The sequence below is a fragment of the Bacteroides sp. 519 genome (assembly GCF_010500955.1).
GTDB lineage: Bacteria > Bacteroidota > Bacteroidia > Bacteroidales > Bacteroidaceae > Bacteroides.
Genome location: NZ_QVMJ01000011.1, coordinates 132,083 through 153,893, shown reverse-complemented (window position 1 = coordinate 153,893; position 21,811 = coordinate 132,083). Strand labels below are relative to the sequence as shown.

The following is a 21,811-nucleotide window of genomic DNA, read 5'->3' as shown; positions in this document are numbered from 1 at the left end:
GTTAAGCTGCAAATATATTGTTTTTATGCTTAAAATTTAGAAAAATGCATCAAAATCAAATTTTGTTATTATCTTTGCACCGTTGATTTAAACTCTGATATCCAGATTTCCAATTCAATAGCAATTATCCCTACTCATATTCATAATAACAAATTACAATACTAGCAACTCTGTAGTATCATAGTTATGCTTTGCCTACCTACATATAACCCTGAAATAATTACAAAAAATATATTAACTACTTATTTATACGTATGTATAACATCATTCAATTAAACGACAAAAGTCTGTCGGAACTACAAACCATTGCTCAGGAGTTGGGCATAAAAAAAGCCGATTCATTTAAAAAAGAAGAACTTGTTTACAAGATTCTTGATGAACAAGCTATTGCGGGAGCAACAAAGAAAGTAGCAGCCGATAAAATAAAAGAAGAGCGAAAAGACGATAAGAAAAAACGGTCGCGCGTAAGTGTGAAAAAAGAAGCCGATAAAGTAATAAGCGCTTCTAAAAACGGTGAAGTAAACAAAGCCGAAGCTGCAACGGAGCCTGCTAAACCAGCCAAAAAAGCCCCTTCTAAAAAAGAAAAAGAAGAAAAGGAAGTTAAAACAGAACCGACTGTAGCAGCAGAAAAAGAAACCAAGGCTCCTGCCAAAAAGAAACCGGCAGCCCGCAGCAAAAAAACCGAAGAACCGATAGCCGAAACAACCGAAAAAGAAGTTGTTGAAGAAGTTAAGGAAAAGGCACCTGCAAAGCCTAAAAAAGAAATAAAACTCATTGAAAATAAAAAGGAAGAGGTAAAAGAGCTTCCTGAAACAACCCCTGAAAGTGTTGTAGATGATTTCATTCCAATAGAAGATCTACCTTCGGTAAAAATGGAATTACCAACCGAGTTGCTAGGCAAATTTGAAGCTACAAAAGTAGAACCAACCAAACCACAAGAAAAACCTCAGCAACAACAACCACAACAACAATTCCAACCTCAACAACAGCAACAGCAACAACCCAAACGTGTTCGTGTTGTTCCCAATAACAATAATAATAATAATCAACGTCCGCCGGTACAAAGAAATAATAACGGTGGTGGATATGTTGAAGGACCCGTACAACAGCCTGTACAGGAACGCAAAGTTATTGAAAGAGAAAAACCATACGAATTCGACAATATATTAACCGGTACCGGTGTACTGGAAATCATGCAAGATGGTTACGGATTCCTACGTTCGTCCGACTATAATTACCTGTCTTCGCCCGACGATATCTATGTATCGCAATCGCAAATCAAACTATTCGGATTAAAAACCGGAGATGTGGTAGAAGGTGTAATCCGTCCGCCGAAAGAAGGAGAAAAATACTTCCCACTGGTGAAAGTATCGAAAATCAACGGACGCGACCCAGCTTATGTACGCGACCGCGTTCCTTTTGATCACTTAACTCCACTCTTCCCGGATCAGAAATTCAAGCTTTGCCGCAATGGGTACTCCGATTCACTTTCTGCCCGCGTTGTAGATTTGTTTGCGCCTATTGGTAAAGGTCAGCGTGCTTTGATTGTGGCTCAGCCTAAAACCGGTAAAACCTTGTTGATGAAGGATATTGCAAATGCAATCGCCTCGAACCATCCCGAAGCATATATGATTATGTTGCTTATCGACGAACGCCCCGAAGAGGTTACCGATATGGCCAGAAGCGTAAATGCAGAAGTTATTGCCTCTACCTTCGACGAGCCAGCCGAACGCCATGTAAAGATTGCAGGCATTGTTCTTGAAAAAGCAAAACGGTTGGTAGAGTGTGGTCACGATGTGATTATCTTCCTCGATTCAATAACTCGTTTGGCTCGTGCTTACAATACTGTATCGCCGGCATCGGGTAAAGTACTTTCGGGTGGTGTGGATGCCAATGCACTACATAAACCCAAACGTTTCTTTGGGGCAGCACGTAATATTGAAAACGGTGGTTCGCTTACCATCATAGCTACTGCACTGATTGATACCGGTTCTAAAATGGACGAAGTTATCTTTGAAGAGTTTAAAGGTACTGGTAACATGGAGTTACAGCTCGATCGTAATCTTTCTAATAAACGTATATTCCCTGCTGTTAACATTGTGGCATCAAGTACTCGTCGCGACGACTTGCTGCAAGACAAACAAACCCTTGACCGTATGTGGATATTACGCAAGTACTTATCGGATATGAATCCTATCGAAGCTATGGATTTTGTTAAGGACCGTCTTGAAAAAACCAAGAACAACGATGAATTCCTGATGAGTATGAATAGCTAAGGAATTAATGTGCTAATGTGAAAATATGCCAATGTGCCAATTACAATGCGGATACTGCAAAGTAATTGGCACATTGGCATATTTTCACATTGGCACATTAGCACATTACAGCCTGTTCTTCTGTGACTCTCCTGCACCAGTACCTTTGTACTTGTTTCTTCCCTGGTTAAAACGATAACGAATGGTGAGTCTTACACTACGCATGTTGGGCGTTTCATTTTTACCCATTACATAATAAGTTCCTTCGTAACTGATACGGCTACTTCGGCGGGTCAGGAAAATATCATATCCATTTAATTGTGCAGTTAATCTGTCGTTAAAGAAACTCTTACTCAGTCCGGCATCAATGCCCCAACTCGTTTTGTTTATATAGGTGTTCAGTGTATTGTATTTACTGCTCCAACTGGTGTTGAGATTAAACAAGATGTTTGCAGGCAGTTTGAACGTGTTTTGCCAACGCATATACACCCGGGGGCGATCGAAATCTTTCATTCCAAAAGCCGTATTGGCAGTATACCACTGCTTTTGTAGCATAACTGTGAACCGTGGCGACCAGAAGCCAATGGTAGGTGTAGCATTTATTGTGAGATAAGCAGTGTTGTAAGATTTTGAATTGATAGGTTTAAACAATACAATATTAGGATTCTCTTCCGAGTAGGGCACTGTACTTAATATTACATCGTTTTCGCGTCGGGCATAAGCTGCACTCACCTGCCAGTATTTGTAAACCCCTGTTAGAGAAACGTTATGGCTGATGGATGGACGTAAAAACGGATTACCGGTTTCGTAGGTATAGTGATTGGCATAATATATACTACTACGAAGCGAATAAAATCCGGGGCGTTCAATATCTTGTGCGTAACTTAGTTGCAACTGTGCATTCCCTATTGGCATAGATGCCGAAAGTGAAGGAAACAGGTTATCGTATTTCTTTGATTGTTCGTTTTGCAGTACGCCCTCGTCGTAATAATCGAACACTACATGTTCGTAACGCAACCCGGCTTGTAGTTGCAAGTTACCCAATTCACGGCTGTATTCAACAAAGGCTGCTGTATTTTTTTCTTTAATTTCGTTGTCATCGTTCTCCAATACACCCTCCTTATTGCGATAGTTGGTTGTACGGTTGGTGTACGAAAATTCGCCACCAAAAGAAAAATTACCACCTAACAACGGATGCGCCAATATCAATTTCGAAGCATACAACCTATTTTTGGTTTTATTGGTAGTAGTTACTTGCTGTGCATATCCAGTGCCCGTAACAGGGGTAATGGTTTCTTGCGCATCTTGTTTTTCGTGTTCATCTGTCCACAATAAATCCGTATTAAAGTCGATATCCCAATCGTTTACCGTTCCGTTATAATACATGTTTATGGAGTTTTGTGTATCCTGTCCATCAAGCGAGGTTACACTTTGCGAGTTCTCGTACAGTAGATCATCGGCCTTTATTGCCGTATCAAAATTGCTAAAGTAGCGTCCTTTCGGAGTGCGGTCGTAGCGATATTTAAAACCTACCGAATGTTTGGAGTTCCAGGCATAATTCATTCCGAAATCGGCAATCAAATTCTGGGTCTTATTATACCCGTTGGCTTGAAACAATTGGTTCCAATGCTTGTCCAGGTACGAATCTTGCGTTAGAGTAAATTCGTGCCAGTCTTTGTATTGGTATAGAAATAACATTCCAAAGATATCGAGTCCTCCGGTACGATAATTAAGGTTCACTTGTTCCAGTGCATCCCAATATTTATCATCGTAATCAACAAACGTGCGGTTACTGAATCCAAAACCTTCGCCCACAGGCTTCTTGGTTTGAATACGAATCACTGCTTTTACCGATGCATCATACTTTGCACCCGGATTGTTTATAACTTCTACCGATTTAATATTGTCGGCCGATAGCTGGTCCAGTTCAGAACTGTCACGCATTAGCCTGCCGTTGATGTAAACCACCGGTGTGCCACGTCCCAACACCTGGAGACTACCTTTTTGCGAAGCCACTCCGGGGATATAGTTCAACATATCTTGTGCTGTTCCTGTTTGCGCCAGTACACTTCCTTCAATATTAGTTATCATGGCACCGGCTTTAAGGCGGGTAACAGGCAGATTACCTTTCACAACAACTTCATCCAACATCTGTGTATCGGCCTCAAGAATAATCGTTCCAATATGCCCAGCCTGTATCGGTTGGTACGTTGTTTTATAGCCAATGTTGGTTATCTGTATAAGGCAAGGTTTTACAGTTAATACTGATGCGCTGATTGTAAAATTACCACCGGCATCGGTCACTGCCCCTGCAATAAAGGTTGAATCTTGTTGTACCAGTAGCACAACATTGGCATACTCAATGGGTTGTTGCTGTGCATCTGTAATTACTCCGGTTACACTTTGAGCAGTTGTTGAAAGCACATAAAGCAAAAATGCTAAGAGAAGTTTTGTTCGTTTCATTATTATGTAGTTAATATTCCAGTCTTTACAAAAGTTGACAAAGGTAGTGCATTTTAGTCTTTCTTCCACCACTTCCATGTAAACTTTTCATTCTCTATGGCTTCCTTTCTGCGCTCCTCGAAGAAAGATTGTTGCGGAAAAAGGTCTAATGCAATACCTTTAATCCACATTTGTTCCATCTGCCAGGGAAAGTACTGCATAAAGGAGAATGTGGGTTCGCCCACAACAAAGCGCTCTCCATGCATGCCGTAGCACACCACATAACCTACCAGTCCTACCTGATCTTTGAAGAAGATGATTGTAGGCAAGCGGGTTTTCATTAACTGATCCATAGTAAGTACCTTTATATCGGCCATAAAGCCGGATTGTATGGCTGCATGTTTCATGCCCATAAGGGTTATCTTACCATCTTCAACAGAAGCCCACTCGGTGAGTTGGGGAATGGAGTAAGTTCCGCCATAGTAACGGATAACTGATGCCAGACAGGCAACATCGGGATCGATATTGTGCTCCTTGGCACGAATAAATGTTCGGCGAATGTTTCTATCAAAATTTGATGGCATACTGTATTCTTTTGTTTTAACTGTTGCAAATGTATGGCTTTTTAGCACTTGAGGCATAGACAGTATATAGACAATTAAAAACTTTAAATACTTAATAATAAGCGCATTAATGTTTTATTTTTCATTCAATATAGACAGTATATCTCTATTCGATAAAAAATAACGATGCCTGCTAAAAATATTGCCAAATGTTAACACGATTTGCATATATCACCCAATTTTTGTATCTTTAGCATAGCATAAGATAGCAGATATAATACGGGAATGTTGGTAACTTGAAATTACTATCATTCCCGTATTCTGTTTTTGTAAAACTCCGTAGTTTTCTTTGGCGAATTACAGAGTTTCCCAAAGAAAGCTACGGAGTTTTCCAAACAGAGCTACAGAGTTTTCCAAAGAAAGTTACAGAGAAGCATGCTGGTAGAACAGAAAAAGCATTTGGAGTGAATCGTTGCAAGAAAACGAAGAGTTAATTAAATACAAAAGCGTTAAAGTGAGAGAAAAGGGTAAAGATGATGAAAAATGCATCCAATAAACAACTTGTTGTTTAGTAATTTTACAGCCAACAAAAGGCAAGAAATAAAAAAAACACCTTACTCACCCCTCTTTATACGGGCCACAAGGCCGATTTTATAGCCTATTTTCAAAATGCTGCATTTTGCATTGACGAAATGCTGCATTTCGTTGGATCAAAATGCTGCATTTCGAAAGAGTGAAATGCTGCATTTTGAAATTGCGTTTTGCAGCATAAGGAAATTGTAATTATTTATAGATAGATAAAAATACACATGCAACACTTCCCGATTAATAGTTTTGTATCCAAACATCCAGTGTTTGATTCTTGCCGAACGGTTTTCCCAATCCCTGCATAATCCGTTCTTTCAATCTGAGTTTTCGTTTAGATACAGATGTAGGTAGTATTGCTATTATGGTAGCAATATTTGCAACAGGTATACCTAGCTTTATCAGGCAACACAGTTGTATATCGTCTTCAGTAAGTTGCGGAAATTCTTTGGCTAGTCGTTCGGCAAAGTTATCGAATAACCAATTCATGGTTCTTAGTATTTCTGCCCACTGTATTGTGTCCAGGTATTTAGGTTTCTTCTTTAAGGTATTCAGTTCCTTTATATATTCTAATAAATGGGTGCAAAGAAATTTTTCGCGGTTACGCAAGCATTTGTTTTCCTCGGATAAAACCATTAAAGTTTCCAATTCCTGTAATTTTTCTTTCAACGATGCTGAATAGAGGGATACATTTTTTTGCAACTCACTGTTTTCTTTATTTAAAGCTTCATTCTGAATTTGAATTTCGGTTATGGCTTTTTGTTGTTCTTCCAACAGTTCCTGAACATCATTGTTCTGTTCCATTTCTGCCATAAGTTCGCTTATCCGGTTTTCGTTTCGGCTAATTTGCGATTCATTTGCAAAAATTTTCAAGGTGTAGTTTTTTATCTCTTCCTGATGTTTTTGAATAGTACGTTGTTTTCGTATTAATTTGCGTTGATATACAAAAATCAAAAGAGCTATAATAATTAGTAGTGCAATTAACAGTATTAATGAATTACGAACCACACGGTCTCTTTCTATTTTCAACTGATTCTTTTCATTTATAACTTTTTCCTGATTATATTTTTCCTGCATTTCAATAAGTGCACGACCACGTTCTATTTTATGAATGGAATCTGAATAGAACTGAAATTTATCTCCATACCCTATAGCCTCTTTATATTTCTTTTCTTTCTGACTTAAATAATATAAAGCTTTGTATGCAGATCTTTTTGTGTAAATGTTATCCGTTAACAAAGATTTGTTTAGATAATAGTATGCTGAATCATTTTTTTCTATTGATCGATAAAGATCACCTATTGTTAGTAAATTCTGGGGCAAATCCATATTTTGGTCCATTTTCAAATCAAGTGATTTTTGAATATATTCAAGAGCATGCGAATACTCTCCCATTCGAGTATACACTGAAGACAGTTCATTTAGTGCACGATTGATCGCTCGTATATTTTTCGTTTTTCTTGCAGCTTCAGCAGACATCTTATAATACTCAACACTTTTTTTCCAATCTTTTAAGGAAGCAGATATTCTACCAAGATAGGACAATGCAGCAGATATATAGGAATTATTTCCAGACAATTTAGCATAATCCAAACTCTTTATAAAAGCTTCTTCTGCGTATTGATACAATTGACGATATATATATATATTCCCCAACCCCGAATATATCAGATGCCCCAGTTGATAATCCTCTGTTTTTTCAATCTCTTTGCTTGCATCCAAATAAAATTGCGTAGCTTTTTCTGCCTCACGCCATTCTTCGTTTAGTGCCCCTTCCAAATACAAAGCCAATGCTTTTCTATGCGGATTATCTTGTTCCATAAAATACTGGTAGGCTATGTCTATTAACGAATCGTTCGATTCGTCGATATAATTTTTATACCGTGCTTGTGTAAGTAACAAGCACCAAGTGGCATGTTGCAGGCGGTTAGAGGCAACAGGCATAGGCATTTTTTCTAATATTGTCAATGCACTGTCGGGGTGTTGATACATAATGGATTCAGCGCGAATAAGTTCGGGTAGCAGGGCCTCATCCTTTTGGTGAGTGCAGGAAGAAAAAAATAGAACTAGTATAATAAATAAGAATTGGCTTTTCATTGTAAGCAGATATTTTTATTTGTACGCAAATGTAAACTTTACTTTCATTAATTCAAAGAAAAAAATAGATTTAATCTATTGGCTGACAAGCTTTAACTCCTATAACTCCAATTAGCTCCTTCCATTCTTAAATTTTCTTCCATGTCTTTAATAAAGTATGCAATTTTCTGTTTCAATTGTTCGTTTTCATCGTTGAATGCATCTTGGGTTTTTTGCAGCTTTTCATACATATCTATCTTGTTTTGCATCATCCGGTTTATTTGTTGTTCAAACATTTTTGGTGTTACTTTTTTCACTTCACTATATATGCCCAGCCCATGGTTTACATACTGACTGATGCGAAAATTGTACTCATCTTTTGCCGGGTAAACCAGTGCAGGTAATTGGGCTTTGATTCCTTCAAACATTGTATTCAAATCACCAGAAATGAGGGCAATATCGCACATAGGAAGTATGGGCGAAAGATTCATGAAACGATATAAAGTCATATTATCCGGAAGAAGAGACAGCTGTGCAGTGTTTTGTTCATTGTTACTTAGCAACATTACTTTGTACTGCTTGTTATTTATGCAGCTTTTTTTGATTACTTCGTAAAACCTGTCGAGCTTTTGTGGAGGCATTCCTTCTTCAAGCAGACCAATTATCAGGATGTTATTTTTATCTTTTTTTATTGTGGACAACCAATCCATCATGGCATCATCCGGATTGTGTAGTAATGGTGTTTCATCGTCCGAGGGTGGCAAGTACATTACCGGCACATCTGTTTTGTGTTGAGGTGCACTATTCAATAAATGTGCATCAATAAATATATATTTTATACCTTGTTGCTGGTAAAATGTTGCTTTTTCTTTTAACCCATAATCCAACAATACCATGTGAGGGCTAAACCAATGGAGATCGTTGGGATAATACACCCGACCAATTCCTTTATCAAGTAATCCGGATGTAAATACAGAGTCCGACGTATCTGTGTAATACACTTCATGCCCCATTTCGTACAGCATGGTGGCTAGTTTCAATGTTATTCGTACATTACCAGTGTTGGGCTGCATATCAAAAAGAAAAGTATACATTGCGTTTCTTGTATTTTATATTTATAATTATACAAATGTATAGCTTTTATGTATGCTTCGTATAGACACAATATGGACAATCGGGAATTGTAACTCGTTTAAAAACAATATGTTCCGTTTTTATTCTCAGCCCGATATAGACAGGCCATTCACACTCTTCCAAGAGTTAAAGAAGTTATCGTTTCGCCAGGAGTTATAACTCAAAAAATAGCTATCGGCTGAAAAGCTTTAACTCATTCTTGAATATCATTAACTTTCTCTTTAGCATTTAAATAATAAAAAGTATTTTTGCTGGAGAATTAAAAAACAATAACGGATTATGAAAGAAATCGATTGGTCAAATCTGTCTTTTGGCTATATGCCAACAGACTATAACGTGAGAATCAATTACCGCAATGGTGCATGGGGTGAACTCGAAATAAGCAGCAGCGAGTATATTAATATTCACATGGCTGCCACCTGTCTTCACTATGGCCAGGAATCATTTGAAGGATTAAAAGCTTTCCGTGGAAAAGATGGCAAAGTTCGTATATTCCGTATGGAAGAAAACGCAAAACGTATGCAACTATCTTGCCAGGGTATTATGATGGCCGAGTTACCAGTTGAACGTTTTGAAGAAGCCATTACTAAAGTAGTACAATTGAACGAGCGCTTTGTTCCTCCTTATGGAAGTGGTGCCTCTCTCTATATTCGTCCGTTATTAATTGGTACAGGTGCCGAAGTAGGTGTTAAGCCTGCCAAAGAATATATGTTTCTGGTGCTGGTAACCCCGGTAGGTCCTTACTTTAAAACAGGTTTCAAACCTTCTCCTTATGCTATTTTGCGTCATTACGACCGTGTTGCTCCGTTGGGTACAGGCCGTTATAAAATAGGTGGTAACTATGCAGCCAGCCTTATGGCAGGCGAAGAAGCACATCGCTTAGGATACTCGGCAGTATTGTACCTGGATGCAAAAGAAAAAAAATACATTGACGAATGTGGCCCTGCCAACTTCTTTGGAATCCGTGGAAACTCGTACATCACTCCGAAATCAGACTCTATCCTGCCTTCAATCACCAACAAAAGTTTAATGGTTCTGGCCGAAGACTTGGGAATGACTGTAGAATGCCGCCCTGTTCCGGTTGAGGAACTAAGCACTTTCGAAGAAGCAGGAGCCTGTGGTACAGCAGCCGTTATAAGTCCTGTGGGAAAAATAGACGATTTAGACGAAAATAAATCATACATCTTTAGTAAAGATGGCGAAGCAGGACCGGTTTGTACAAAACTATATAATAAACTAATGGCCATTCAATGTGGCGACGAGCCTGATACTCATAATTGGGTAACAGTACTATAAACTAGTTGAGAGTTAAGAGTTGAGAGTTGAGAGTTACCATACGGCATAACTTTTAACTCTCAACTCTCAATTCTCAACTCTCAACTTTTTAATGTTGTGGGAAAAAATAAACTACAGAAGTTTGCCGACATGGCAAGCTATCCGCATGTATTTGAATATCCTTATTCCGTTGCCGATAATATTCCTTTCGAAATGGCAGGTAAATGGAATAAGGAATTCTTTAAAAACGATAATCCAATTGTGCTGGAATTAGGTTGCGGCCGGGGCGAATACACCGTTGGCCTGGGTGCAATGTTTCCAGATAAGAATTTCATTGCAGTAGATATAAAAGGTGCCCGTATGTGGAGTGGCGCTACCGAATCGTTGGAAAAAGGCATGAAGAATGTAGCTTTCTTACGTACCAATATAGAAATTATTGACCGTTTCTTTGGAAAAGACGAGGTAAGCGAAATATGGCTTACTTTTTCTGATCCACAGATGAAGAAGGCTACTAAACGCCTCACCTCAACGTATTTTATGGAACGCTATCGCAAATTTCTGAAAGATAAAGGCATTATCCATGTAAAAACAGATAGCAACTTCATGTACACTTATACCAAATACATGATAGAAGAAAACAAGCTGCCGGTTGAGTTTATTACAGAAAACCTGTATAACTCCGGGTTAGTTGATGATATATTAGGAATTAAAACCTATTATGAACAACAATGGCTGGATCGCGGCTTAGATATTAAATACTTAAAGTTTCTTTTACCTACCGAAGGTAATCTGGTTGAACCCGAAATAGAAATAGAACTTGATTCTTATCGCAGTTACAACCGAAGTAAAAGAAGCAGTCTACAAAAGAAGTAATGAGTAGTGAGTAGTGAGTTTTGAGTAACGATGCCGCATAACTCAAAACTCATTACTCATAACTCACTACTCATTACTCACTACTCAAAACTCATTACTCAAAACTCATTACTTATGACATTATATCCCAAACTAATTCTTGATGCGCTTGCAACAGTAAGATACCCAGGAACAGGTAAAAACATAGTAGAGTCTGGCATGGTTGACGATGACATGCGCATTGACGGAATGAAAGTATCCTTTTCGCTGATTTTCGAAAAGCCTACCGATCCCTTCATTAAATCTATTGTTAAGGCTTCGGAAGCAGCAATCCTTACTTATGTAAATAAAGAAGTTGAAATAGTAGGTAACATCAATATAAAATCGAAGCAAGCACCCCGTCCCGAAGCAGGTAAACTCTTGCCACAGGTTAAAAATATTATTGGCGTATCTTCCGGAAAAGGCGGAGTAGGGAAGTCTACCGTGGCAGCTAACCTAGCTGTGGCTCTGGCAAAGATGGGTTATAAAGTAGGACTGTTAGATGCCGATATCTTTGGCCCTTCCATGCCCAAAATGTTTCATGTAGAAGATGCTCGTCCTTATGCCGAGAAAATAGATGGGCGAGACATGATTATCCCAATCGAAAAATACGGAGTTAAGCTATTGTCGATCGGTTTCTTTGTCGATCCCGACCAAGCTACCTTGTGGCGCGGAGGTATGGCAAGCAATGCATTGAAACAGCTTATTGGCGATGCTGAATGGGGAGAACTGGATTATTTCCTGATAGATTTACCTCCCGGCACAAGCGATATTCATCTTACCATTGTTCAAACACTTGCATTAACAGGTGCTATTGTTGTAAGTACACCGCAAGAAGTAGCTTTGGCCGATGCCCGTAAAGGAATCAATATGTTTACCAACGATAAAGTAAACGTTCCCATTATTGGATTGATCGAAAATATGGCCTGGTTTACTCCTGCCGAACTTCCTGAAAACAAATATTACATCTTTGGAAAAGATGGTGCAGCCAAACTTGCCGAAGAGATGCAGGTACCTTTACTGGGACAGGTTCCTTTGGTACAAAGCATTCGCGAAGGAGGCGATGAAGGCACACCAGTAGTACTTAATGAAGATTCGGTTACAGGACAGGCATTTATAGCAATTGCAGAAAATGTAGTTAAGCAGGTTAATCGCAGAAATGATGAACAACCGCCAACACAAATAGTTGAAATAAGTAAGAAATAACGAATTGTAATGATCCCGGTTAAATAAGGACTTACAGACGAATAAAAAGGATATTTAGCGTACCGATTTATAAACAAAAAAGACTAGTTTTGCTATTATAATATTGCAAAACCAGCCATGAATAAAACAGATTTACTTGAGAGTTTTGTTGATGCTTTGAGCCAGAAAGCATCCAGGAAAGCCGAACTAATTTCGACTGTAACTGATATTTTACGGATTGAAAAAGAATCGGTAGCCCGTAGGATGAATGGAAAAGTACAATTTACTATCCGCGAAATGGGGATACTAGCTAAAGAACTGGATATTTCGCTCGATTTATTGTTGAACCTGCAACAAGATTATATACCCATATCTTTTAAAATGAATTCTCCCGTATCTGTTTCCATGGAGGATTTTTTATGCTATATGGAAGAATTGGTTACTGTGTTAACCACAAAAAATGAAGATGAAATAGAAATAGGATCGGTAGTTGAATCATTGCCGGTAGAACTCTATATTGATTATCCGTATTTATGTAAGTTTGTTTATTTTAAATGGGGACACTATTTTGTGGGCTCATCGCGGTTCAACTATTATTCGCATTGGGAGCTGCCCGAGAGATTGAATCTTATTCACAATACTGTGAAGAGGATTTTCCACAGATCCAAATCAATTTTCTACATCTGGGACCGTTCTCTGATATGGAATTTGGCAAACGACATTAAGTATTTCAACCATATTCATGCTTTAACTACCGAAGAGACAGAGTTAATAAAACAAGATCTGCTTGATTTACTGGCTGATATAGAAAAACTTACTGAAAATTCTCTTTTTATTGAGAAGCAAATGGAGTTTTATGTTACCAATTTAAATATAGGGGTTAGCAGTTCTTATTACCTATGCGAAAATGATTATGTATCTATGTTTAAATCATTCTTCATACATTCTGGTATCCTGAAAGATTATGAAACAGGCCACAGAGTGCATCAATGGATAAACTCGCTGAAGAAAGTATCAAGCCTGATTTCGGGTAGTGGCGAGAAAGAACGTAAGTTGTTTTTTAAAGAACAACGGATGATTGTTGCAGGGATATAAAGCGCGAAGGGATATAAAGCGCGAAGGCACGAAAGGATGAAGGCGCGAAAGGGTAAAAGTGTAAAAGATCTTCCCCTTTCGCGCCTTCGCGCTTTCATCCCTTCGCGCCTTTAAGTTTAAAGCTTAAACTGCACAGGTACGGTATATTTGCAATTTACAGGTGTACCATCCTGTTCGCCGGGTATCCATTTGGGCATACTTTTTATAACCCTTATTGTTTCTGTATCCAATTCCGGATTAACTGGGCGTACAATTACAGGATTTTCTACATCTCCGTTTTTATTCACTACAAACTGTACAATAACGCGCCCTTGTACTTTATTAGCCTTTGCTGCTTCCGGATATACAATGTTTGTATTTAAATAATTCATCAAAGCAGTTTGTCCTCCGGGAAACTGTGGCATTTTTTCTACTATTTGAAATATTCCGTCTTCTCCAACAACAGCTTTTACTTTTTTAGGGGTATATTCAGGAGAACGGAATTGTACTGGAAGAGTATACCTGCAACGTACAATTTCTCCCGCCTCGTTTTTGGCTGGTTCCCATTTAGGCATAGCTGCAATAACACGAAGTGCTTCCTTATCTAAATAAGGGTCTACACTACGTTTAATAGCCATATCCGAAATAGAGCCATCTTTGTTTACTACAAACTGCACAATAACTCGTCCTTGTATTTTGGCATCCGAATTCATAGCCGGATACTTAACATTCTTATTTAAGAATTTCATAAGTTCACTGTTGCCTCCCGGGAAGTTGGGCATCTTGTGCGCCATCTCAACAACAGGATCTTCCTGATCAATTGTTTCAATACTTTCTCCAGTGGTTGTTACAATGTCTTCAATAACTCTTTCGGTTGTGCGTGCTATGGCCTCAATATTACTAACCAATAATAGTAAGGCAGCCAGTAGGGGGAAGATAAAATATTTGGCTCTTCCAATTGCTTTGGTTCTTCGTTTGTTCATCATCTTAATTCGTTTTTTTAGGGGTAATACATTAAAGTTATTATATAGGGTAGCTACCTGTTTGTTATGTGCCAATCCCAGAAGGTGGTATTGGTATGTTTTGCAATCGTGTCCGGTTTCCAGCACCTTGCGGTCGGCCAGATATTCCAGATTGCTTCTTACTTCTCTTTTAATAAGCCATATAAACGGATTAAACCAGCAAACAGCGCATAGCAGTTCGCTAAAAATTACATCGATTGAGTGCCATTGCCGGGCATGAGTCTGTTCGTGGGTTAGTATTTCTTTTAACTCTTCTTCCGTATGGGCATCCGGGTATATAAATATCCATTTGAAGAAAGAAAATGGTCCGGCTTGTTTATTGAGCATTTGCACTTTAACATCCTTAATATATACTGTAGTGGTTTGTAACCTTAGTTTCAACAATCCGAATAACTGCACCAATAACCGGGTTACTAATAGTGCTGCAATGCCAAGATATACATAAAATAAAATGGTAGCCGGATTTGTTTTTTCTTCGAGTGCAACAACTGCACTATTCTGAATGCTGGGAGATGCCGGCTGAACAAGTTCGGGCATAAACTCGGGCATAAATACGGTTGCATAAATATCGGCCATTGCAACTATAGGTTCTTGTTGCTTTGCCCAATCTTGTATATTAAGAAGCGGATGTAAGAAAGAGATTACCAAGAAAGAGAGTAAGGTTACTCTTCTCCAACCAAAGAACGTATCTTTATAAAAGAATAACCTGTAAAAGCCATAGAACACTACCATGGCAAGGTTCACTTTCAGGAAGTATATTAGTTCGGGATTCATGGCAATATGTTTTAGTATTCTTTTCCTTTTTCAATCATATCAATGATGTCTTTTAATTCATCGGATGATATCTTTTGATCCTTAGCAAAAAAAGACACAAGCTCTTTATAAGAATTCTCAAAGTAGTTCTTAACTACACTGTTCATAAAAGTTTTCTTGTATTCAATTTCTTTAATGGCAGGTGTGTATTGATAGGTATTACCAAAACGCTTTGCCGAAACATATTTTTTTCTTTCAAGGTTTTTAATAATAGAGGCCACTGTTGTATAAGGTGGTGCGGGTGGTTGAAATTTGGCAACAACATCTTTTACAAAACATTCTTCCATCTCCCAGATGTACAACATCACTTCTTCTTCTTGTATAGTTAACTTTTCCATAATTAGTTTATTACGAATACTTCGCAAAGTTACGAGAGTTTCGTAATAAAGCAATAGTCAATAAGTTAATTGATGTTTATGATACAAACTTTTATAAATAAAAAGCCCGCAAACACTGTATTGTCAGAGTTTGCGGGTATTTACTGTTTGGGGTCAAAAATAGTATTAGCGAATAATCAAAGCTAACACTAGGCACATTATTAACAGAAAACTGTAAAGCAGATTTTCACAATTCTTTTCAGTGAATCTTTTCTCTTTCATAATTTCAGGTTAATAGTAGTTTGTCTCTTAACAAAGATAAACAATATTAATTGAAAACGAACAAATAAAACGTAAAAAATGCAATAAAAGGAAATAAGTACTATAATTTGTTACTTATAGAGGTCTCTTTTGGCCTGCATTATTCATACTCATACTCGTTTGGTTCAGTTAGAGGCTGAGTTGAACTAAAAGTGAGGTAAAGGAGGTAAAGTGAGGTAGAGGAGGTAAAGTAGGCGATGCCGCATGGAATTCCATTACTCAACTACTTTACCTCCTCTACCTCACTTTACCTCCTTTTCAATCTGTGTTGAAACAAAAGATACACGTTGTAGGGGCATCCCTTGTGGGTGCCCTGATGTGTGCCGCATGGTTAATATATGCATAGGATACATTGCAAACCATTATCAGGGCACCCACAAGGGATGCCCCTACACCATGCGGATCATTTCAACTCCTATCTGATTTGAACCAAAACTCCCCCTCCCAGAAGTTTAAAATACAAAATTTGTCGTCATTCAACACGCAGAGGTCTTATTCTATTGATTAACAGAGCCTTAAACGCGTGTTGAATGGCGTGTTGAGAATGTTGTTACAAATATTTCGTCACGCTTTGATGAGGGTAAAAGGTTGTCGGTAGAACGCCGACAGTTTCACAGTAGGAAACCAACAGTTTCACGGTAGGAAACCAACGGTTTCACGGTAGGAAACTAACAGTTTCCTATATAGAAAACTACTTGTTTTCTATGCTGTAACTACTTGTTTTCTACATAGGAAACTACTTGTTTCACTGCATAAAACAAGAATGAAACTAGTTGTTTCATGCGCATCTCGCGTGTTGACAATGCTGTAATGATATTTGCCAGCACACTTTGCCAGCACGCTTTAATGAGCTGTTAATCAAATACATAAACAGCTGTGTGCTGGCAGTGCTTGCAAATTTCGATTTTTAACTTCTAGGAGGGGATAAAATTATGGTTCAGTTAGGAGCTGTGTTGAACCAAATAGATGAAGTATGAATAATGCAGGTTAGGAGTTAAAAGGAGTTATAGCCAATAATGGCTTCCATTCTTGAATATGGTTAAAAAAGGACTTGCGGATTTTTATTATTGAAATCGAATTCATAATTTTGCCCTGTTTAGTTATATAAAAGGTACTAGAACTTTTTTGATAGAGAAACGGCTAAACATCCGGGGAAGGAGTCGCACACCTTCCCTTTTTTTATAGGTACGAATTGCATAGTTAAAGCCCTTCGGGCTTATTAATCATTTAGACGATTTACAATATCCATCTTCTGATGTAAAACTCTTATTATCTCTACTCCTTCACTTGATTTCTTGTAGAAAATGAGATGTGATTTAACTTTAGAATAACGGTATCCTTTCCTAATATGCTCAAAACTACGGCCAGACTCAAAATTTTCTGAGATATATTCTATTTCGTTTAAAATCAAGTTATAATATCTATCAGCTTGTTCTACAGACCAGTTTTCTACAGTATAAAGCCAAATGTTATCAATGTCTTTTAAAGCTTCTTCGCTTATTGAATAAAACGCCATTATTTTAAATTCTTGGTATGAAGTTCTTTTAAATGGCTTTCTCTATCAAAGTTTTTGATCTTAGGGCTATTTTCTCCTTTTTCGAGTTCGTACACAATAGCTTTTGCTTTATTATCTTCTTGCTCAAAAACTCTTAGAGCGGCTCTAATTACTTCGCTAACAGATGTGTATTTCCCAGAAGAGATTTGTTCGTTGATGAATCTTTCAAAATAATCTCCTAATGATATTGAAGTGTTTCGTGGCATATTCTTAGCTTTTTCACAAAAATACCAATTTCTGGTATTGAATCAAAATGTTTCATGCTTTTTAATATTCCATAAAAACAAAAAGACCATCCCATAAGAGACAGTCTTTTCTAATTCCAACTTATATTGTATTCTATTGATAAATCGCTTTCTTTCCTGCAAGCAGTGTATTCTTCATTAACGAAACAATTGTCATGGGGCCAACTCCACCCGGAACCGGAGTGATATACGAACACTTAGGAGCTACCTCTTCAAAAAGAACATCGCCTGTAAGCTTAAAGCCTGATTTGGTTTTATCCGAAGGTACACGGGTTGTACCTACATCAATAACTACTGCACCTTCTTTTACCATTTCGGCTTTTACAAAGTTGGGCTGACCTAATGCAGCAATAATAATATCAGCTTCCTGACATTCCTTCACCAAATCTTTGGAGCGGCTGTGGCATACTGTTACTGTAGCATCGCCCGGATAGCCTTTCTGCATCATAAGCATAGCCATTGGTTTACCAACAATATTACTGCGGCCAAGTACCACACACTTCTTTCCGGAAGTTTCTATTTTATATCGTTTCAATAACTCAAGGATACCGTTAGGGGTTGCCGATAGATAGCATGGAAGCCCGATAGATAGGCGTCCTACATTGATGGGGTGAAAACCATCCACATCTTTTTTATAATCTATTGTTTCAATAACCTTCTGTTCCGAAATATGTTTAGGCAGAGGAAGCTGAACAATAAATCCATCTACATCATCATCTGCATTCAACTCTCTTACCTTAGCCAGAAGCTCTTCTTCGGTTACATTATCTTCGTAACGGATAAGAGAAGATTTGAATCCACACACTTCGCATGCTTTTACTTTAGCAGCTACATACGTTTCACTACCGCCATCGTGACCTACCAAAATAGCCGCCAGATGAGGACGTTTGCCACCAGCGGCAACAATTTCATTTACTTCGGCTGCAATTTCCTGCTTTACCTGATCGGAGATTGCTTTTCCATCAATAAGAGTCATATGAGTTATGAGTTTTGAGTTATGAGTTATGAGTTTTGAGTTAACAATGCCGCATGGCAACTCATAACTCAAAACTCATAACTCAAAACTAAGTTATCTTTTTCCTTTCGGCATCATTTTTCCCATCTTACTTGTTGTAACCATCTTCATCATTTTGCGGGTCTGATCAAATTGTTTCAACAAGCGGTTTACCTCCTGAATGCTTGTACCGCTACCTTTAGCAATACGGTTACGGCGCGAACCGTCTAGCATTGCCGGGTTCGAACGTTCGGCAGGAGTCATAGAGTAGATAATTGCTTCAATGCTTTTGAAAGCATCATCGTCCAGATCAATATCTTTAATGGCCTTACCTACACCCGGAATCATAGATGCAAGTTCCTTGAGGTTACCCATTTTCTTGATCTGTTTAATTTGATTGAGGAAGTCGTTAAAGTCGAATTGGTTTTTGGCAATCTTCTTTTGTAAGCGTTTGGCTTCTTCTTCATCGTATTGTTCCTGGGCACGTTCAACAAGCGAAACAATATCACCCATACCCAAAATACGGTCGGCCATACGCGAAGGGTGGAACTGGTCGATAGCATCAAGCTTTTCGCCTGTACCCACAAACTTAATTGGTTTGTTTACAACCGATCGAATAGATAAAGCCGCACCACCGCGGGTATCACCATCGAGTTTTGTAAGAACAACACCATCAAAATTAAGTCTGTCGTTAAATTCCTTAGCGGTATTAACAGCATCCTGACCAGTCATTGAGTCAACAACGAAAAGAATTTCATTTGGATTGATTGCATTTTTAATAGCTTCAATCTCGTTCATCATCTCTTCGTCAACAGCTAAACGACCGGCAGTATCGACAATTACCAAATCGTATCCTTTGGCCTTTGCTTCGGCAATACCATTCTGTGCAATTTTTACCGGATTCTTATTTTCGGGCTCCGAATACATCGGAACTCCAATTTGTTCGGATAATACGCGTAACTGTTCAATGGCCGCAGGACGATAAACGTCGGCAGCTACCAGCAACGGGCGTTTGTTCTTTTTGGTTTTCAGCATTTGGGCCAGTTTACCCGAGAATGTTGTTTTACCCGAACCTTGCAAACCCGACATAAGTATAACAGCTGGTTTTCCTTCCAGATTAACTTCAACCGTTTCGCCACCCATTAATTGTGTTAGTTCGTCGTGAACTATCTTCACCATCAATTGGCTTGGTTTTACAGCTGTAAGTACATTTTGTCCTAATGCCTTTTCTTTAACCGTATCGGTAAACGTTTTGGCTACTTTGTAGTTAACGTCGGCATCTAATAGGGCTTTACGAACATCCTTCAGGGTTTCGGCAACATTGATTTCGGTGATTTTACCTTCACCTTTCAGAATCTTAAATGATCTCTCTAGTCTTTCACTTAAATTATCGAACATATCTGGTTTTTATTAATTTACAGGTTTGGAAGCGCAAAGTTAATGAATTATTTTAATGTGCCAATGTGCCAATATGCCAATGTGCCAATGTTTTAATGTGCCAATATGAAAATATGCCAATGTGCCAATTACTTTGCAGTGTCCGCATGGTAATTGGCACATTGGCATATTAGCACATTGGCATATTAAGTATTGGCATATTAAAACATTATATCTTCTTATTCTGCCATTTTGCTTTTTTGAAGTAAATGTAACTCACCAGTAAAAGTAATGAGTAATAAACCACTTCGGTGGTGAAGCATATCTCTACCGGGGCCTGTAGTACGGTTCCGATAAATAGCATATAAAGTACATAGAATACCAAGGTAAATGATTCGAGCAACAAGGCCGAACGTGTGTTGCCGGTTCCAGAAACGCTATTGAATACCACATTGGCAACCGATGCAATAACCATAGCAATACAAATAACATATACTGATGAAATGCATGCCTCGATCAAGCTGCTGTTGCTGGTATATACAGAGACGATTGCTTTGGGGAAGATAGCAATAGCACCTGCCAATCCTAACATCAGCAGGAGTGAGAAACGGGCAATCTTTTTAACCAGTGGTATCACATCTTTAACACCTCCTGCGCCAATGGTATTACTAACCAAACTGTTGGCAGTTGCCGACAGAGCATTAACCGGAATAAACATCACCACATAAATACTACGAACTATATTGGCAATGGCCAGTTCTCGCTGCCCGATTCGTTCAACAACCATAAAGAAAACAAAGAATGTACCCATTGATAGGAAATGCTGTAACATAGTGAAACAAGAAATGCTAAGTATGCGGGCCAATAGTTTAAAGTCGAACGAGCCGAACCGATTTAAAACATATTTTTTAAGATCGACAGTGATATAGGTATAAAGCACATAGAAGAGTATTGAACTTGCCTCTGCAATAACCGAGGCGATGGCTGCACCTTTGATACCCATTTCGGGGAAACCACACTTACCAAATATCATGGCATAATCTAGTGCTACATTCACCAATGCCATAACAACTGCGTTAATAGTAAGCACCTTTGTCCGGGTTATTCCAATATAGAATGCTCTGAACATGGCTCCCATAAACGAGAAGAAGAAACCAAACACACGCCAGTTAATAAACTCCATGGTGGCATCGTAGATTGTTTCCGACGAAACCACCACCCGCATAATATCGCCACCCCAAAAGCGTGCTACTCCAAAAGCAAAGAAAGCCAGAGCCAACAGAAAGATACATCCCTGAATCATTACCGGACCAACATCCTGATATTGCTGTTCGCCGTTGCGGCGGGCAATAACTATCTGAGAACCAATGCTAAAACCAAATGCTACGGTAAATATGCATATATAAAACAATCCTCCCATGGCAGAAGCACCAAGAGCAACTTCACTAACATGTCCTAGGAAAGCAGTATCGGTTACATTTATAACATTTTGAGCCAGTAAGCTCAGGAGGATAGGAAAACTAACACTCCAGATTTGCTTATTTTTGTACATAGTCAAGGATTTTTTTGAGGCGCTGCAAAGGTATGACTTTTATCCTACTTCGGCACTATATTTCTTCCCAAAACTCACTATTTAGCACACCTAAAAGTGCGTATTAAAGTACACCTAAAAGGCAACCTAAAGGTA

At 38.5% G+C, this 21,811-nt stretch carries 16 protein-coding genes; 5 read left to right on the top strand and 11 right to left on the bottom strand.

The features are described from left to right. Positions 1 to 254: 254 nt before the first annotated feature. Complete coding sequence (rho, locus tag D0T85_RS11480; protein WP_163213405.1) at positions 255 to 2,276, top strand: transcription termination factor Rho; 2,022 nt, start codon at positions 255 to 257, stop codon at positions 2,274 to 2,276. A 105-nt stretch (positions 2,277 to 2,381) separates the two neighbouring features. Here rho and D0T85_RS11475 read toward each other — a convergent pair whose 3' ends face one another. The 4 genes from D0T85_RS11475 to D0T85_RS11460 form a co-directional block, all read right to left on the bottom strand. Beyond that, a complete protein-coding gene (locus D0T85_RS11475; RefSeq protein ID WP_163213402.1) occupies positions 2,382 to 4,718 on the bottom strand; it encodes an outer membrane beta-barrel family protein in 2,337 nt (778 codons plus the stop codon). 53 nt (positions 4,719 to 4,771) lie between these two features. Then, positions 4,772 to 5,281 carry a cysteine peptidase family C39 domain-containing protein gene (locus tag D0T85_RS11470; protein ID WP_163213400.1) on the bottom strand — a complete coding sequence of 170 codons (510 nt, stop codon included), beginning with the start codon at positions 5,279 to 5,281 and terminating at the stop codon, positions 4,772 to 4,774. 804 nt (positions 5,282 to 6,085) lie between these two features. After that, entirely contained in the window at positions 6,086 to 7,942 is a 1,857-nt protein-coding gene (locus tag D0T85_RS11465) for a lipopolysaccharide assembly protein LapB (protein ID WP_163213398.1), read from the bottom strand. A 92-nt stretch (positions 7,943 to 8,034) separates the two neighbouring features. Beyond that, the gene (locus D0T85_RS11460) at positions 8,035 to 9,015 is read right to left on the bottom strand and encodes a hypothetical protein (RefSeq protein ID WP_163213390.1); all 981 of its coding nucleotides are present in this window, start codon (positions 9,013 to 9,015) and stop codon (positions 8,035 to 8,037) included. 319 nt (positions 9,016 to 9,334) lie between these two features. Here D0T85_RS11460 and D0T85_RS11455 point away from each other — a divergent pair, with 319 nt between their 5' ends. The 4 genes from D0T85_RS11455 (at position 9,335) to D0T85_RS11440 (ending at position 13,501) form a co-directional block, all read left to right on the top strand. Continuing rightward, entirely contained in the window at positions 9,335 to 10,351 is a 1,017-nt protein-coding gene (locus tag D0T85_RS11455) for a branched-chain amino acid aminotransferase (RefSeq protein WP_163213388.1), read from the top strand. A 96-nt stretch (positions 10,352 to 10,447) separates the two neighbouring features. Then, positions 10,448 to 11,203, top strand: coding sequence for a tRNA (guanosine(46)-N7)-methyltransferase TrmB (gene trmB, locus D0T85_RS11450; protein ID WP_163213386.1), 756 nt, complete (start codon positions 10,448 to 10,450; stop codon positions 11,201 to 11,203). Between the two features lie 114 nt (positions 11,204 to 11,317). Continuing rightward, the gene (locus D0T85_RS11445; RefSeq protein WP_163213384.1) at positions 11,318 to 12,427 is read left to right on the top strand and encodes an Mrp/NBP35 family ATP-binding protein; all 1,110 of its coding nucleotides are present in this window, start codon (positions 11,318 to 11,320) and stop codon (positions 12,425 to 12,427) included. 117 nt (positions 12,428 to 12,544) lie between these two features. Next, positions 12,545 to 13,501, top strand: a complete 957-nt coding sequence (locus D0T85_RS11440; protein ID WP_163213382.1) for a helix-turn-helix domain-containing protein — start codon at positions 12,545 to 12,547, stop codon at positions 13,499 to 13,501. Positions 13,502 to 13,617: 116 nt separating this feature from the next. Here the strand turns inward: D0T85_RS11440 and D0T85_RS11435 are convergent, their stop codons facing one another. From D0T85_RS11435 to D0T85_RS11405, 7 genes are all read right to left on the bottom strand, one after another. Further along, positions 13,618 to 15,276 carry a M56 family metallopeptidase gene (locus D0T85_RS11435; RefSeq protein ID WP_163213380.1) on the bottom strand — a complete coding sequence of 553 codons (1,659 nt, stop codon included), beginning with the start codon at positions 15,274 to 15,276 and terminating at the stop codon, positions 13,618 to 13,620. Positions 15,277 to 15,287: 11 nt separating this feature from the next. Next, a complete protein-coding gene (locus D0T85_RS11430; protein ID WP_163213378.1) occupies positions 15,288 to 15,653 on the bottom strand; it encodes a BlaI/MecI/CopY family transcriptional regulator in 366 nt (121 codons plus the stop codon). Positions 15,654 to 17,172: 1,519 nt separating this feature from the next. Further along, positions 17,173 to 17,469, bottom strand: a complete 297-nt coding sequence (locus tag D0T85_RS11425; RefSeq protein WP_163213376.1) for a type II toxin-antitoxin system RelE/ParE family toxin — start codon at positions 17,467 to 17,469, stop codon at positions 17,173 to 17,175. Then, positions 17,469 to 17,714, bottom strand: coding sequence for a type II toxin-antitoxin system ParD family antitoxin (locus D0T85_RS11420; protein WP_163213374.1), 246 nt, complete (start codon positions 17,712 to 17,714; stop codon positions 17,469 to 17,471). Before D0T85_RS11420 ends, D0T85_RS11425 begins: the two co-directional genes overlap by 1 nt. Before the next feature lie 133 nt (positions 17,715 to 17,847). Further along, positions 17,848 to 18,729, bottom strand: coding sequence for a bifunctional methylenetetrahydrofolate dehydrogenase/methenyltetrahydrofolate cyclohydrolase FolD (gene folD / locus D0T85_RS11415; protein ID WP_163213372.1), 882 nt, complete (start codon positions 18,727 to 18,729; stop codon positions 17,848 to 17,850). Between the two features lie 93 nt (positions 18,730 to 18,822). Further along, complete coding sequence (gene ffh, locus D0T85_RS11410) at positions 18,823 to 20,145, bottom strand: signal recognition particle protein (protein ID WP_163213370.1); 1,323 nt, start codon at positions 20,143 to 20,145, stop codon at positions 18,823 to 18,825. Positions 20,146 to 20,353: 208 nt separating this feature from the next. Then, positions 20,354 to 21,676 carry an MATE family efflux transporter gene (locus D0T85_RS11405; protein WP_163213368.1) on the bottom strand — a complete coding sequence of 441 codons (1,323 nt, stop codon included), beginning with the start codon at positions 21,674 to 21,676 and terminating at the stop codon, positions 20,354 to 20,356. Positions 21,677 to 21,811: the final 135 nt, after the last annotated feature.

Bases quoted from the DNA above. Each gene is read 5' to 3' on its own strand.
- D0T85_RS11465 (WP_163213398.1), bottom strand. From the start codon at position 7,942: ATGAAAAGCCAATTCTTATTTATTATACTAGTTCTATTTTTTTCTTCC.
- D0T85_RS11435 (WP_163213380.1), bottom strand. From the start codon at position 15,276: ATGAATCCCGAACTAATATACTTCCTGAAAGTGAACCTTGCCATGGTA.
- D0T85_RS11440 (WP_163213382.1), top strand. From the start codon at position 12,545: ATGAATAAAACAGATTTACTTGAGAGTTTTGTTGATGCTTTGAGCCAG.
- D0T85_RS11475 (WP_163213402.1), bottom strand. From the start codon at position 4,718: ATGAAACGAACAAAACTTCTCTTAGCATTTTTGCTTTATGTGCTTTCA.
- rho (WP_163213405.1), top strand. From the start codon at position 255: ATGTATAACATCATTCAATTAAACGACAAAAGTCTGTCGGAACTACAA.
- D0T85_RS11405 (WP_163213368.1), bottom strand. From the start codon at position 21,676: ATGTACAAAAATAAGCAAATCTGGAGTGTTAGTTTTCCTATCCTCCTG.
- D0T85_RS11430 (WP_163213378.1), bottom strand. From the start codon at position 15,653: ATGGAAAAGTTAACTATACAAGAAGAAGAAGTGATGTTGTACATCTGG.
- D0T85_RS11425 (WP_163213376.1), bottom strand. From the start codon at position 17,469: ATGGCGTTTTATTCAATAAGCGAAGAAGCTTTAAAAGACATTGATAAC.
- folD (WP_163213372.1), bottom strand. From the start codon at position 18,729: ATGACTCTTATTGATGGAAAAGCAATCTCCGATCAGGTAAAGCAGGAA.
- D0T85_RS11445 (WP_163213384.1), top strand. From the start codon at position 11,318: ATGACATTATATCCCAAACTAATTCTTGATGCGCTTGCAACAGTAAGA.
- D0T85_RS11460 (WP_163213390.1), bottom strand. From the start codon at position 9,015: ATGTATACTTTTCTTTTTGATATGCAGCCCAACACTGGTAATGTACGA.
- D0T85_RS11470 (WP_163213400.1), bottom strand. From the start codon at position 5,281: ATGCCATCAAATTTTGATAGAAACATTCGCCGAACATTTATTCGTGCC.
- D0T85_RS11455 (WP_163213388.1), top strand. From the start codon at position 9,335: ATGAAAGAAATCGATTGGTCAAATCTGTCTTTTGGCTATATGCCAACA.
- D0T85_RS11420 (WP_163213374.1), bottom strand. From the start codon at position 17,714: ATGCCACGAAACACTTCAATATCATTAGGAGATTATTTTGAAAGATTC.
- ffh (WP_163213370.1), bottom strand. From the start codon at position 20,145: ATGTTCGATAATTTAAGTGAAAGACTAGAGAGATCATTTAAGATTCTG.